At 51.2% G+C, this 14,888-nt stretch carries 13 protein-coding genes; 10 read left to right on the top strand and 3 right to left on the bottom strand.

What is annotated here, in order from left to right:
* Positions 1-106: 106 nt before the first annotated feature.
* The 5 genes from leuA (at position 107) to C6Y40_RS09195 (ending at position 6,161) form a co-directional block, all read left to right on the top strand.
* The gene (gene leuA, locus C6Y40_RS09215; protein ID WP_105934347.1) at positions 107-1,666 is read left to right on the top strand and encodes a 2-isopropylmalate synthase; all 1,560 of its coding nucleotides are present in this window, start codon (positions 107-109) and stop codon (positions 1,664-1,666) included.
* Positions 1,667-2,764 (top strand): 3-isopropylmalate dehydrogenase, encoded by a 1,098-nt coding sequence (leuB, locus tag C6Y40_RS09210; protein ID WP_105934346.1) that lies wholly within the window; start codon positions 1,667-1,669, stop codon positions 2,762-2,764.
* 6 nt (positions 2,765-2,770) lie between these two features.
* A complete protein-coding gene (gene leuC / locus C6Y40_RS09205) occupies positions 2,771-4,171 on the top strand; it encodes a 3-isopropylmalate dehydratase large subunit (protein WP_105934345.1) in 1,401 nt (466 codons plus the stop codon).
* Positions 4,172-4,174: 3 nt separating this feature from the next.
* Positions 4,175-4,786 carry a 3-isopropylmalate dehydratase small subunit gene (gene leuD, locus C6Y40_RS09200; RefSeq protein WP_105934344.1) on the top strand — a complete coding sequence of 204 codons (612 nt, stop codon included), beginning with the start codon at positions 4,175-4,177 and terminating at the stop codon, positions 4,784-4,786.
* Positions 4,787-4,943: 157 nt separating this feature from the next.
* Positions 4,944-6,161 carry a cyclic di-GMP phosphodiesterase gene (locus C6Y40_RS09195; protein ID WP_105934343.1) on the top strand — a complete coding sequence of 406 codons (1,218 nt, stop codon included), beginning with the start codon at positions 4,944-4,946 and terminating at the stop codon, positions 6,159-6,161.
* A 19-nt stretch (positions 6,162-6,180) separates the two neighbouring features.
* On the opposite strand, the gene C6Y40_RS09190 is transcribed toward C6Y40_RS09195, so the two are convergent.
* Positions 6,181-7,260: a general secretion pathway protein GspB gene (locus tag C6Y40_RS09190; RefSeq protein ID WP_105934342.1), complete on the bottom strand. Its 1,080-nt coding sequence runs from the start codon at positions 7,258-7,260 to the stop codon at positions 6,181-6,183.
* Positions 7,257-8,162: an ExeA family protein gene (locus C6Y40_RS09185; protein ID WP_105934341.1), complete on the bottom strand. Its 906-nt coding sequence runs from the start codon at positions 8,160-8,162 to the stop codon at positions 7,257-7,259. The genes C6Y40_RS09190 and C6Y40_RS09185 overlap by 4 nt, the downstream gene beginning before the upstream one ends.
* A gap of 126 nt (positions 8,163-8,288) precedes the next feature.
* On the opposite strand from C6Y40_RS09185, the gene C6Y40_RS09180 reads away from it, so the two are divergent.
* From C6Y40_RS09180 to C6Y40_RS09160, 5 genes are all read left to right on the top strand, one after another.
* Complete coding sequence (locus C6Y40_RS09180) at positions 8,289-9,410, top strand: tRNA nucleotidyltransferase/poly(A) polymerase-related protein (RefSeq protein ID WP_105934394.1); 1,122 nt, start codon at positions 8,289-8,291, stop codon at positions 9,408-9,410.
* A 38-nt stretch (positions 9,411-9,448) separates the two neighbouring features.
* Positions 9,449-10,657 (top strand): ATP-dependent RNA helicase SrmB, encoded by a 1,209-nt coding sequence (gene srmB, locus C6Y40_RS09175; protein ID WP_105934340.1) that lies wholly within the window; start codon positions 9,449-9,451, stop codon positions 10,655-10,657.
* A 5-nt stretch (positions 10,658-10,662) separates the two neighbouring features.
* Positions 10,663-11,262: an RdgB/HAM1 family non-canonical purine NTP pyrophosphatase gene (gene rdgB / locus C6Y40_RS09170; RefSeq protein WP_105934393.1), complete on the top strand. Its 600-nt coding sequence runs from the start codon at positions 10,663-10,665 to the stop codon at positions 11,260-11,262.
* Positions 11,262-12,401, top strand: coding sequence for a radical SAM family heme chaperone HemW (hemW, locus tag C6Y40_RS09165; RefSeq protein WP_105934339.1), 1,140 nt, complete (start codon positions 11,262-11,264; stop codon positions 12,399-12,401). The genes rdgB and hemW overlap by 1 nt, the downstream gene beginning before the upstream one ends.
* Positions 12,402-12,553: 152 nt before the next feature.
* The gene (locus tag C6Y40_RS09160; RefSeq protein WP_105934338.1) at positions 12,554-14,476 is read left to right on the top strand and encodes a methyl-accepting chemotaxis protein; all 1,923 of its coding nucleotides are present in this window, start codon (positions 12,554-12,556) and stop codon (positions 14,474-14,476) included.
* Here the strand turns inward: C6Y40_RS09160 and mutT are convergent.
* Complete coding sequence (mutT, locus tag C6Y40_RS09155; protein ID WP_105934337.1) at positions 14,473-14,877, bottom strand: 8-oxo-dGTP diphosphatase MutT; 405 nt, start codon at positions 14,875-14,877, stop codon at positions 14,473-14,475. The genes C6Y40_RS09160 and mutT overlap by 4 nt on opposite strands.
* Positions 14,878-14,888 lie beyond the last annotated feature (11 nt).

Here is a 14,888-nt window from a genome sequence, read left to right as displayed (position 1 = left end):
CCTTATGGCAGCCAGATTGCACGGGTAGATTGCGACCATCGAATCAATACATAAAACCCGTGCACAGCACGGGTTTTTTTTTAACTAAAATCAACGAGAGACAGCCATGACGAATCAGGTAAAAATATTTGATACGACCTTGCGTGACGGCGAACAAGCCTTGCCAGCCAGTTTAAGTGTAAAAGAAAAACTGCAGATCGCACTGGCCCTCGAACGTCTCGGCGTTGATATTATCGAAGCGGGCTTTCCAGTGTCATCGCCGGGTGATTTCAAATCGGTGCAAATGATTGCCAAAGAAATCAAAAACTCAACGGTTGCCGGTTTATCGCGCGCCGTAGCAGCCGACATTGATGCCTGCGGCGAAGCATTGAAAGTAGCAGATCAGTTCCGCATTCATACCTTCATTGCAACATCCGAAATTCACGTGAATAATAAACTACGTAAATCTCAGGATGACGTGGTTGAGATGGCCGTTGCCGCGGTTAAACGCGCCCGCAACTATACCGACGATGTAGAGTTTTCCTGTGAAGATGCCGGGCGTACCGAAATCGGTTACCTGGCCCGTATGGTTGAGGCAGTCATTGCCGCCGGCGCCACGACGGTTAATATTCCGGATACCGTAGGCTATACCACCCCAACCGAATTCGGCGGCATAATCCGTCAGTTATTCGAGCGTGTGCCTAATATTGATAAAGCCATCATTTCTGTGCACTGTCATAACGATTTAGGACTGGCAGTAGCCAACTCACTGGCGGCAATTGAAAATGGCGCCCGTCAGGTAGAAGGCACCATTAATGGTATTGGTGAGCGTGCGGGTAACAGCTCGCTGGAAGAAATCGCCATGATCCTGCAAACCCGCCACGCGCTGTATGGCCTTAACACCAACATTAACAGCAAAGAGATCAGCCGTACCTCTAAGCTGGTCAGCCAACTGTGCAATATGCCGGTACAGGCTAATAAAGCGATTGTTGGTGCGAATGCCTTTAGCCACTCTTCAGGGATCCATCAGGACGGTGTCTTAAAAGCGCAAAATACCTATGAGATCATGACACCAGAAAGTGTGGGCATTAACAAAAATAACCTGAACATGACCTCACGTTCCGGGCGTCACGTTATCAAGCACCGCTTACAGGAGCTGGGTTATAAAGATACCGATTACGATTTGGAAGCCATTTATGCGGCATTTTTGAATCTGGCCGACAAAAAAGGTCAGGTTTACGACTATGATTTAGAAGCGCTGCTGTTTTTCGACCAACAAAAACACGATCAGGCCCACTATCAGTTAACCTATTTGCACGCCACGTCAGGGAAAGAAATTATCCCCAGCGCCACCGTGCAATTGAAAATTGGTGATGAACTGGTGACCCGTTGTGAGACCGGTAACGGTCCGGTGGATGCCTCGTACAAAGCCATTATGTCGATGCTGGGTCACAACGACCTGGAAGTGGTCGACTTTAAATTAGATTCTAAAGGCGAAGGTGCAGACGCACTGGCGTCGGTTAGCGTTATCACTGAATACAAGGGCCGCCGTTTCCACGGCCTGGGCCTAGCCACGGATATCGTTGAAGCCGGTGTTAAAGCACTGATATTCGTTTTAAACAACACCTACCTCGCTGACCAGATTGATCAGCAGAAGAACCAACAAGAACGCGTAACAGGAGTATAAATGAGCCAGTTTAACATTGCCGTGCTTGCCGGTGACGGCATCGGCCCGGAAGTGATGCAGGAAGCCAATAAAGTATTGGATGCCATCGAACAGAAGTTTGCCATCACCTTTAACCGTATTGCTTATCCTGTTGGCGGTTACGCCATTGATACCGAAGGTGAAGCCCTGCCGGCCAAAACACTGCTCGGCTGCGAACAGGCCGATGCCATTCTGTTTGGCTCTATTGGCGGCCCTAAGTGGGATACCCTGCCACTGGATCAACGCCCGGAGCGTGCGGCACTGTTAACCCTGCGCAGCCATTTTGATTTGTTCAGTAACCTGCGCCCGGCCAAAATTTATGCGGGTCTGGAAGACTTATCCCCGCTGCGAAAAGACATCGCCGCCAGCGGTGTGGACGTACTGGTTATCCGCGAACTTACCAGTGGTATTTATTTCGGTCAGCCGAAAGGCCGCGACGGCGAGGGTGAAGAAGAATACGCCTTTGATACCATGCGCTATTCCAAGCGTGAAATCCGCCGCATCGCCGTAAGTGCTTTTGAAGCGGCGATGAAGCGTGATAAGCGAGTAACCTCGGTTGATAAAGCGAATGTACTGGTGTGCAGCCGCCTGTGGCGCGAAGTCACAGAAGAAGTGGCCAAAGACTACCCCGAAGTCGCCCTCGATCACATCTATATTGATAACGCTACCATGCAGCTGGTTAAAAACCCGGCTCAGTTCGATGTCATGCTGTGTTCTAACCTGTTTGGTGACATCATGTCTGATGAATGCGCCATGATCACAGGTTCTATGGGCTTACTGCCTTCTGCCAGTCTGAACGAAGACGGCTTCGGTATGTACGAACCGGCCGGAGGTTCAGCACCGGATATCGCTGGTCAGGGCATTGCAAACCCTATCGCGCAAATCCTGTCTGCTTCGATGATGCTGCGCTTTAGTCTGAATCAGGCAGCCGCAGCCGACGCTATTGATAAAGCGGTAATAGAGGTACTGGAAGCCGGTATCTTAACCGGCGAGCTGCTACCCGCCGATAAGCGCGATCAGGCCGCCTCCACCTCGCAGGTTGGCGACGCCATTGTTAAATCTATTTTAGGTCAGGAGTAATTATTCATGGCTAAAACCTTATACGACAAGGTGTGGCAGGCCCACATCATCAGCCAGTTGGGTGATGACAGCCTGATCTACATCGACCGTCACTTGATCCACGAAGTCACCAGTCCGCAAGCCTTTGCCGGTCTGAACGAAAAAGGCCGTAAGGTGCGCCGCCCGGACCGTACCTTTGCCACTATGGATCACTCAATTTCTACCCGCAGCCTGGCGCTGGATGCCTGTGGTCCGCAAAACAAACTGCAACTGCAAACCCTGGCCGAGAACTGCGAAGAGCACGGGGTTAAGCTTTTCCCCGTAGGTCACCAGAAGCAGGGTATCGTCCACGTAATGGGCCCCGAGTTGGGCTTAATCCTGCCTGGCATGACCGTAGTATGCGGAGATTCGCATACGGCTACCCACGGCGCGTTTGGTGCCCTGGCATTCGGTATCGGTACCTCGCAGGTAGAACACGTGCTGGCTACGCAAACGCTTAAGCAAAGCCGTGGCAAAACCATGCAGATCAAAGTCAACGGTAAACTGGCTGTCGGCATTACTGCCAAAGATATCATTCTGGCCATCATTGGTAAGATTGGTCACGCCGGTGCCACCGCGCACGTTATTGAATACTGCGGAGAAGCCATCGAAGCGTTATCGATGGAAGAGCGTATGACCATCTGTAACATGAGCATCGAAGCGGGTGCCAAGGCAGGTATGATCGCGCCAGACCAAACGACCTTTGATTATCTTAAAGGTCGTGAATTTGCCCCACAGGGTGCCGACTGGGACGCAGCCGTTGAATACTGGCAAACACTGTATTCAGACGACGATGCCGGGTTTGATACCGTGGTAGAGCTTGAAGCCAAAGATATCACGCCACAGGTTACCTGGGGCACCAACCCCGGTCAGGTTATCGGCGTCAACGACCCGGTTCCTGGCCCGGACGACTTCACCGACAGTGTTGAACAGGAGTCAGCCCGCAAGGCCCTGCAATACATGGGCCTGAAAGCCGGCGAGAAATTAGGTGATGTGCCGGTTTCGCACGTGTTCATCGGTTCGTGCACTAACAGCCGTATCGAAGATTTGCGCGCCGCGGCGCACATTGCTAAACAAGGTAAGGTAGCAGCAAACGTTACGGCTATGGTTGTGCCAGGTTCAGCGGCGGTTAAACGTCAGGCTGAGGAAGAAAAACTGGACGTTATATTCAAAGATGCTGGATTTGAATGGCGCTTACCGGGCTGCTCAATGTGTCTGGGTATGAACGACGACCTGTTAACCGCGGGCGATCGCTGTGCCTCTACCAGCAACCGTAACTTTGAAGGCCGTCAGGGCCGCGGCGCCCGTACCCATCTGGTTAGCCCGGCAATGGCCGCTGCCGCAGCATTACGCGGTAAGTTTGCCGACGTCAGAGATTTTCAGGAGTAATTTATGAGCCAGACTACCACAGGCATTACCACCCTGACCGGCACCGCCTGCCCGCTTGACCAGGCCAATGTTGATACCGATCAGATTATTCCCAAGCAATTTTTAACCAGCGTCAGCCGCGCCGGCTTTGGTAAGCACCTGTTTCACGACTGGCGCTATCTGGATCTGGAAGAGAAAGAGCCAAATCCTGAGTTTGTGCTGAATAAACCGGAGCATCAGGGCGCAGCTATTTTACTGGCCCGGGAAAACTTCGGTTGTGGCTCAAGCCGGGAACACGCGCCCTGGGCGTTAACCGACTTTGGCTTTAAAGCGGTTATCGCTACCAGCTTTGCTGACATCTTTTACGGTAACTGCATGAACAACCAATTGCTGCCCATCGCCCTGAGCAGCAGTGAAATGGACGTATTGTTTGCGGCCGTGGCCAAAGATGCCAGTGCAGTCATCAGCATAGACCTGCCTGCGCAAACCGTATCTGTAGGTGATACCAGCATGTCATTTGAGATTGCCGAACACCACAAAAACAATCTGGTAAAAGGCCTGGATGCCATTGGCCAGACCCTTGAGCTGACCGACGATATCGAGTCCTTCGAAGCCAAACAGCCTGCCTGGCTGTAATACGCGCTGAAACGTGCCTTTTGAGTTGGCACAGGTATAAATGCCGCCTATTTGATCCAGATGAGCGGCATTTTTGTTTTTTTCATTTCATCTCCATACAGTTAGGCTATAGTTAGCAAAACGCACACAGACATTAATAAGCCGGCCTGGAGAGGAAATGCTACAACGAATTGCCATCGATGATTTAACCCCCGGAATGTACGTAAACCGGGTGCTCGATGAGACCGGCAAGGTAAAAGTACGCTCCAAAGGTGTTGTCCGTTCAGATGCCGTGATTAATCAATTACGGAGTAAAGGTGTTGAGTTTGTCGAAATAGACACCGACAAAGGCAAAGCACATACCGCGGAGCCCTCTTCATCCAGCGCCGCGGAAGCAGCCAGCGAAAGCCCACCAGACAACGACGTTAACCATGAAGTCAGCAGTGAGCCACTCACCAGCGACGGCCTGAAAGCAGCCGAACAGTTATTCCAGAAAGCTATGGCAATACAACAAAACTTCCTTAACCAGTTAAAATCTGGCAAAGGTGCCGATGTGAATAAATTAAGTACGCTGACCCAAGATATTCTGGAATGCGTATTTGAAAACCAGGCGGCGATGATCTGCTTATCCATGGTTCAACGCGGTAATGATAGCCTGCTTGAGCACTCGCTTAATTGCAGTATCCATATGGCCATTCTGGCCGACGCTGCAGGGTTTGATCAGCAATCTGTTGAGTATGCCAGCCTGGCCGGGTTGTTAATGGATACAGGAATGGTGAAGTTACCCGCCGAACTCTGCGTGCCTGAAGAACAACTCAGCGGCACTGATTTAATGATGTATCAGACCCACGTCGATGAATCCCTGGCGGCTATAGAACATAGCGATGATCTGCCGGAAGTAGTCAAAGACATCGTCAGTCAGCACCACGAAAGAATTGATGGCTCGGGCTACCCTAAAGGCCTCAGCGGTAACGATATTGAGCCGCTGGCGCAGCTTGCAGCTGTGGTTGATGAATTTTCGCGATTAGGTATGCCAGCCCCCTTTGGCAATGCCATGCCGACCAGCAAGGTACTGAAAGCACTGGCTAACAACAAGGGCCTCGAACAAACGCTGGTAAACCGCCTGATTGGCGTTCTGGGTATCTACCCGGTTGGTTCACTGGTTAAGCTGAAAAGCGGCAAACTGGGCATTGTCAGCCGGCGCAACCCCTCTAACCTGTTACAACCACAGATAATGACGTTTTACAGTATCAACAGCGGCCATTTCCAGGAAGTAAAACGGGTAGATCTCGCCAAAGGCAGCGATGAGATAGAGAGCAGTATTGGCCCCGATGAGTTTGCCATAAACCTGCCGAAGTTTTTCACGGAAGTGTTTATTCCACAGGTAAGTGAATAAGACCTAACCGGCACAGAAATTACCAGTCGGTGAGCGCCGTCATGCTAAACACCTCACCTTCAAAGCGCAATATCACCCGTTGCGCCTCAATATTGACTATCTGAACACGATCGGCGATCCAGTCGCCTTCCCCCTTGTCATCACCATTCACCCGCACCCAACGGTCGGCTGGTGCAGAGGCGTACATATGGGCACTGAAATCCATTGCTGGTAAACGGGTAAGCAGATGCGCCGGTAACTGATCAACCCGCTGAATATCATCATGCACCGTCACAACTGTGTCAGATGCTGAAGGTTCTATACCACGAGCCTCTTCTTTTTCCAGATCGGTTAGTACTTTATTAAACCGGGCCATCAATTCAGGCGACACGGCCACCTTATCGCTTTCATTGTCTGCTACCAAGGCGCTTTCTTCAGCCGTTGGCATTTCTGGTTCAATCGCTGCAGGTTCAGGCGTTGCGGTCTCCCTGTCGGTGTTAGCCACCCTGTTGGTTGCTGTTTGCTCTGATGGGCTATTTTCTTCTGCTTTACCGGCCATCTCAGCGGCAGGCTTAGCATTCTCAACTGCCGCTACAGGTGAGCTCGGTACCGCAGGCGGCGAAACGACGACAGTCTGACTCACGACCCGCTCACTGACCGTGTCCGGCCCATCTAATAACGGTTTCAGCATTGCAGGGCCTACAGCCAGCAAGTAGCCGGTAGCGCAACCACCTATGGCCAGCAACAATCCTGTCATGACTGGCTTAAATAAGCGCTGCCATTGTCCGGGCAGGCCATTGACCGTGGGTAAAAATAAGCTGCGGTTAAACTGATCGCTGATGGCGCTATCGGCTTTTTGTGCACGGGTGTCGTATTGCCCGCGCAATAGCGCCTGAGTAGGTGTTTGTTCAGTGGTCACCAGCGCTTCATCGGTGCAGATCTCAACGGTTTGCTCAGGATCATATTCAATTTCCTGCACGCCCATCTCAATCAACCCCTGGATCATGGCATCGCTGGTGATAAGGCCGGACTTTTTGATTTTCACCGGGCCATTTTGCGCTGTCACCTGCACAATCATCATGCCAGGCGAAGCTTGTTGTATGGGAATGATCTGGTTCATGCCATGCCCCACAAATAGCCGCCCACCAGGGCGCTGAAGAAAATACCGGCGTATATCAGTGTTTGCTGGCCGCGCAGGCGCTGCTGTACCACGTCTTCACCTAAAATTTGTTCTGCCGCCGCTAAAAACAGGTGCTTTTTGACTACCGGTTTTTGCTGGGTAAAAGCCAGGGTCATGGCTCTGTCGCAAAGCAAATTAATTACCCGAGGGATCCCGGCAGTTACCCGGTACATGGTGCGCACCGTGGCTGCACTGAATACTGATAAATCGCCGTTGGCCACACTCAGGCGATGGTTCACATAAGCTTTTACTTCGTCGGCATTGAGGGGTAACAGATGATAACGTGCGGTGATCCGCTGCGCCAACTGACGCAGCTCATTACGTTTTAACAATTGCTGTAACTCAGGCTGACCAATCAGCACCACCTTAAGCAGCTTTTCGCGATTGGTTTCCAAGTTGGTCAACAACCGGAGTTGCTCGAGCACCTCCGGTAACAGGTGCTGCGCTTCATCGATCATCAGCACGGTGTTCTTACCGGCGTTATGGTTATCTGCCAGTTTTTGTAAAATCTTATCGGTAAAGTATTTCAGGCTGGCCTGATTAGGATCGGTTTCAATATTAAGCTCATCGCACACCGTTGCCAGCAGCTCAATAGCTGACAAGGTGGGATTAAGGATCATCGCCACCTGGGTTGAATCGGGCAACTGCTGCAACAACTTACGCGAAACGGTAGTTTTGCCGGTGCCCACTTCGCCGGTTAGCATTACGAAGCCGCCACTTTCCCGCAACCCAAAGGTAAGATGCGCCAGCGCTTCCTTGTGACGCGGGCTCATATACAGGTAATCAGGGTTGGGCGCGATGGAGAACGGATTATCAGTTAACCCGAAATATTGTAAAAACATGTTGTGCCAGCTGAACTGTCCATATGTCCGGTAAACTATCAGACTGTCGGTTGAAGTCAACAACACCGTGTTTTCAGGTGTTTACTCAGGCATAATATGCCCATTATTCAACAGCAGATTGTAAGCATGCAGGTTTATCTGGTTGGCGGCGCAGTACGCGACAAATTACTTCATCGCAAAGTCACCGAGCGTGACTGGGTAGTAGTGGGCGCAACGCCGGCGCAGTTACTGGCTGAAGGTTATACGCAGGTGGGCAAAGACTTCCCGGTGTTCCTGCACCCGCAAACTCAGGAAGAATATGCTCTTGCCCGCACCGAAAGAAAAACCGGCGGCGGCTACACTGGTTTCAGCTGCCATGCCACGCCTGATGTGACCCTTGAAGAAGACCTGCTGCGTCGGGATCTCACCATCAATGCCATGGCAGAATCCGCCAGCGGCGAACTCATTGACCCGTACAATGGCCAGGCAGATTTGCAGCAGCGGTTACTGCGCCATGTATCTTCGGCTTTTAGCGAGGATCCACTGCGTATATTCCGGGTTGCACGGTTTGCCGCCCGCTACGCTTACCTGGGGTTTAGCGTGGCAGAAGAAACCATGAAGCTAATGCAAGTCATGGCAACTTCTGACGATATCCGCCATTTGAGTGCGGAGCGCGTATGGCAGGAGACACGCCGGGCGCTAATGGAAGATAACCCCGAAGTGTATCTTAGCGTATTACAGCAATGCGGCGCACTTAAGGCCTGGATGCCAGAACTTGAAGCGGTCATATCAGATGAATCAATAACAGATTCACTGCAGCAGGCAGCAGCATCTGAACATCCGTTAGCTGTGCGGTGGGCGACAGTATGCTGGCCCCTTGAACAACAGTCTTTAGAAGCTCTGCAAAAAAGACTCAAGGTACCCAATCAGGAAGCCGACTGTGCGCAACTGGCGGCAAGAATTCTGCCTTCACTGGCCGAACACATTCACCACAGCGAATGGCTACTGGACGCGCTCAATACCTGCGATGCCTGGCGCCGCCCCGAACGACTCGAGCGCCTGATGCCGCTGTTTACCGTTGTTTATCCTAAGCAAGGGCAACATTTTAATGCAGTATTTACCAGTGCCCTGACAGCGGCTAATCAGGTAGATGTGAAAGCCATTATTGCTGCCGGGCATAAAGGTCCCGACATCAAACAGCAACTTAGCCAGCAACGGCTAAAACAGATTGAACAGAGCATCACAAATCACGGCGTTCAGCAGATTTAATGCTACAATAGCGCCATTCATGCGACAGACGTATTTTTATGACATTCGAACAACTAGAATTAGACGATGACCTGTGCCGGGCACTCGCGGATATGGGCCTGAGCCGCCCTACTACCATCCAGTCTATGGTGGTCCCTCAGGCCATGGAAGGTAAAGACATTCTGGCCTCAGCCCCAACCGGAACAGGTAAAACCCTGGGTTTCTTATTACCCGCCTGTCAGTTTCTGCTGGATTTTCCGCGCAAACAGCCGGGCGCTACCCGTATTCTGGTTCTGACCCCGACCCGTGAACTGGCACTACAGGTCTATGAGCAAGCCGTTGCCGTTACCCGCCACACCGATCTGATTTGCGGTGTGATCACCGGCGGTATTAACTACGGCACCGACCGGGAAACCCTGTCGCAAAACCTTGATATCCTGGTGGCTACGCCCGGTCGTCTGTTTGAACACATCGAACAGGAATCGGCAGATTGCCGTGACATCGAATGTTTAATTCTTGACGAAGCCGACCGCATGCTGGACATGGGCTTTTCCGGCATCGTCAATCAAATCGCTTCTGAAGCCCGCTGGCGTAAACAGAACATGTTGTTCTCGGCCACGCTGGAAGGCGCTGGCGTACGGCATTTTGCCAATGATCTGCTCAATGAACCGGCAATCATCGAAGCCGATCCACCACGTCGTGAGAAAGCCAAAATTCACCAGTGGTATCACCTGGCCGATAACCTTGAACATAAGCTTGCCTTACTGGAAAAAATCCTTAAGGAACAAATCACCAGCGCCGTGGTGTTCGTTAAAACCCGTGAGCGCCTGCAATGGCTGCGTGAAAACCTCCAGCGACTGGGCGTCAACGTATGTTACCTGCAGGGTGAAATGCCCCAGGACAAACGTAATGCCGCCCTGGCCAGCTTTAAATCAGGCAAACTGAATATTCTGCTGGCTACCGATGTGGCTGCCCGCGGTATCGATGTACCCAATGTCAGCCATGTGATTAACTTTGATATGCCTCGCAAGGCCGATGTGTACGTTCACCGTATAGGACGTACCGGGCGCGCGGGCGCTAAAGGCACTGCCATTTCGTTAATCGAAGCCCATGATTTTGAGATGGTCGGTAAAGTCTCGCGCTACATGGATGAGCCGTTTAAAGCCCGGTTTGTTGAAGGCCTGCGTCCTAAGCACAAAGCGCCGGAAAATAAGACTAAGAAAAAGAAAGCCAAAACGTCCAAAACCGCCAAAAAGAAGAAGAGATAATGATTATGTCACTGCCTGCTAAAGTGGTTCTGGCTACCGGTAACGCCGGGAAAGTCAAAGAGTTTGCCAGCTTGTTCGCACCGCTTAATATCGAAGTGTTGCCGCAAAGTGAGTTCAACGTCAGCAGTGTGCCGGAGACCGGTACCACCTTTGTGGAAAATGCCATTATTAAGGCCCGCCATGCAGCGCAGGAAACCGGTTTACCCGCTATCGCCGATGACTCTGGCCTGGTGGTTGATGCTTTGCAAGGTGCTCCGGGTATTTACTCGGCACGTTACGCCGGAGAAGACGCCTCAGACAGCGACAACATTGCGCGATTACTTACCGCTTTAGGCGAAGACAACGCAAACCGTGCCGCGCACTTTCAGTGTGTACTGGTCATGATGCGCCACGCTGACGACCCTATCCCGTTTATTAGTGAAGGGCAATGGCACGGCAGCATTACCCGCCATCCTCATGGTGAAGGCGGTTTTGGCTACGACCCTGTATTTTATGTGGACGAGTTTAAGTGCACAGCTGCTGAACTTGAAAAAGCCCAGAAGAACGCGGTGAGTCATCGCGGTCTGGCCATGCAACAGTTGCTGGCACGTATTAAAGGTCTGTAATGCGGTTACCCCCTCTGGGCCTGTACATTCACATTCCCTGGTGTGTGCAAAAATGCCCCTACTGTGACTTTAATTCCCACGCGCTGAAAAGCGGGCTACCAGAGCAGGAATATATCGCCCATTTACTGGCCGATTTAGAGCAGGACGCCCGCTTCACCGGTGAGCGGCCGGTAGAAACCATATTTATCGGCGGCGGCACGCCAAGTCTGTTTAGTCCCGAAAGCATTGGCTACCTGCTTACTGAGGCGCAAAAACGCGTGCCCTTCGCCAAAGACATCGAAATAACGCTGGAGGCCAATCCTGGCACCATAGAGGCGGCCCGGTTTGAAGGATACGTAGCCGCAGGGGTAAACCGTTTTTCTATTGGTATTCAAAGCTTTCAGGCCAGGCATTTAAACGCGCTGGGGCGCATTCACGACCCGGCCCAGGCTTTATTCGCGATTACACAAGCCGAACAAAGTGGTGTTAAAAGCTTTAACGTAGATCTTATGCACGGCTTACCGGAGCAGACCCTGCAGAACGCACTCGATGACTTAAGCCAGGCAATAAACCAGCAGCCAAAGCATTTATCCTGGTATCAGCTCACTATTGAACCTAATACACCGTTTTACTCCAGGCCGCCGGAATTACCTGACGATGATATTCTATGGGATATCCAGGCTGAAGGTCACAAATTACTGGCGGCATCTGGTTACGAGCAATACGAAATATCCGGCTATAGTAAACCCGGAAACCAATGCAAGCACAACCTCAACTACTGGCGATTTGGCGACTATATTGGCATTGGTTGCGGCGCCCATGGCAAATTAACCAACATCGAGAATCGCTCTATTGACCGCACGGTAAAAGTAAAGCATCCCCGTGGTTACATGACACTTAACCGGCCTTACCTTGATCATCAAAACCAGGTTGAGGAAGACGATCTGGCCTTTGAGTTTTTTATGAACCGTTTTCGACTAGTGGAGCCCTGCCCAAAAGCCGATTTCGCGGCACTCACCGGTACCTCTCTCACCACGCCACAGCAAGATGCTATTGGTCAGGCTATCAGTAATGGGTTGCTGGCTGAAACAGCAAACGACTGGCAGGTCACCTCCCTGGGGCGTCGATACCTTAATACCTTACTTAGCGCTTTTGTTTAGAAACGCCGGTGACAATCAGATTCATTTCAAAAAATTAGCTGAATCGTAAATTTACTCTACTATTAACTAGTAATAACAAAGCAGCCAATTTAGCTGCTGCATTTTTTGCCAGGCAGGGACGCCAGCAAAACCCGATAGTTGCCGGAGTAAGTATGTCCATTCAGCGTAAATTTCTAATTGCTATCACAGTGGTCATTGCCGCTTTTGCGGTGGTGATTGCGATTATTACTTCTGTTTCAGCCTCCTCAGAGGCTGAAGATAAGATAAACCAGCAAAAAGAACAGTTGTCGGCCAGGCTGACAAATATTCTCACCGTCACTGATTCTCTAATGCACGAACGTGTGGTTAGCAGTATGAAACTGCTAAAAGAACGCGGGAATGAAATGGGTATTCCCTCTCAGGGTGGCGAAGTAATGGTGAAGCAGACACCGGCCACCCAACTGTTTATTGGCGGCGAAGCACAGGCCAATAACTTTGCATTGGTTGACGGTCTTACCTCTGTAATGGGTGGCACCGCTACACTGTTTAGCAAAACCGGCGATGATTTTATTCGGGTCAGCACCAATGTTATCAAAGACGGTGAACGGGCGATTGGTACCAAGCTGGCACCGCAAGGTAAAGCTATGGCGCAGATCAAACAACGTAAAGCCTATTATGGCGCGGTGGATATTCTCGGCAGTCCTTACCTCACTGCTTACGAGCCGATGTTTAATGCGGCTCAACAAGTCATAGGTATTTGGTACGTGGGCTATTCTGCCGATCTCAATGTTCTCGAAGAAGCCATAACCAAAAGCAAATTACTTGAAGAGGGATTTGTCGCTCTGAAAGACAGCAAGGGTAACCTTCGAATGTATTCTTCCCACGTTAATGAAAGTTTAGTTAACAGTGCGCTCAGCAATGCCAGCGATGAATGGGAAGTCACCGTAGTTCCGTTCGAGAAGTGGGGCTACGAGTTAATACTGGCGGCTTCAAATGACGAAAAATCGGCCTTGGTTACCAGTGCGGTATTGTCGATATTGCTCAAAATTATAGTCGTCAGTGGGGTTATCCTGGTGGCGTTATTCTATCTGATAAGACATTTTGTCGGTAAGCCACTGGATGAATTTATTGCAGTGATATACGACCTTGCTTCGGGCGAAGGCGACTTAACCTTTCGCTTTAATGCCAACACCAGCGACGAATTTGGCCAGATGGCAAAAGGGTTTAATAAACTGCTTTCGCAACTACAGACCACTCTGAGGAGCGTAAATCAGGCCACAGACACCATGCTTTCCCAGTCCCGGCAACTTAATGACACTGCGGTGAAATCCAGTTCGACAGTAACAGAACTTACCGGTGAAACCAGTGCCATCGGCGACGCATTAACCACGCTACAGGAAAATGCGCTGGCGGTCTCCTCCAATATTAACCATTCAAATGAAGCCGCCGGCGCAGCCGACCGTGATACCCGCAACAGTGTTAGTGTGTTGTCAGCAACCATTAAGGACATTGAGGCCCAGGCACAAAATATCGATACGTCGGTTCAGGTTATCAATGAACTGGCTGCTGCCAGTGAACAAATCAGTGGCGTCATGGATGTTATACGTAATATCGCTGAGCAAACAAATCTACTGGCACTCAATGCAGCGATTGAGGCTGCGCGAGCCGGAGAGCAAGGCCGCGGGTTCGCCGTGGTCGCAGACGAAGTCCGCTCACTGGCCAGTCGCACCCAGTCATCTACAGAAGAAATCCGCGTGATGATTGAGCGCTTGCAACAGGGCAGTCGGGAGGCGGCTGATAAAATGCAGCAAAACAAGGACAATGCGTTTGCTACTGTGCAAGTGACACAAAACGCCGGCGAGTCCCTGGAGAAGTCACTGCATGCAGTGGCTACCATTACTGAGTTAAATCAGGAAGCGGCGACCATGGCGTCACGGCAGGCCAGCATCACCGAGGATGTGGCCAAACGTCTGAGCAGTATTCAGGATGTGGGCAATCAGAACAGTGAATACGCCCGCCAGGTTGCGCAAAACTGTGCGCAACTGGTCGACGAAATCAGCAGCATGCAGCAACAACTTAAACGCTACCGGTTTTAACTTGTCGTCTTCGCTTGTTGTGCCATCAGAGCATCAATGATTTCCCGGTTAGCTGCCGGGAAGTCATCGTAATTCAGGTTATCCAGTGCCAGCCATTTACCCGACTGGCCTTCGGCACCGGTGGGTTCGCCGTCGAACCCGGTAACAGTGTACACATGCAAACGTACACACTTATCACCGTAATCGTGCTCAATGAGTATAAGTGAATCACACTGCGTGGTTACAATGGCCACTTCTTCCTGCAATTCTCTGCCCAGCGCAAGCTCCGGTGATTCGCCTGGCTCGACTTTGCCGCCGGGAAACTCCCACTTACCGCCCTGATGCTTATCACTGGCGCGTAAACAGACAAAGGCTTGGTTATCGCGCAGGATTACCCCTACTGCCACATCGATGTATTTCATATCTCATTACC

This window comes from Marisediminitalea alba (assembly GCF_002993365.1).
Classification (GTDB): Bacteria; Pseudomonadota; Gammaproteobacteria; order Enterobacterales; family Alteromonadaceae; genus Alteromonas; species Alteromonas alba.
The sequence above is the reverse complement of the archived record's forward strand: the minus strand, read 5'-3'. Positions and strand labels throughout refer to the sequence as shown.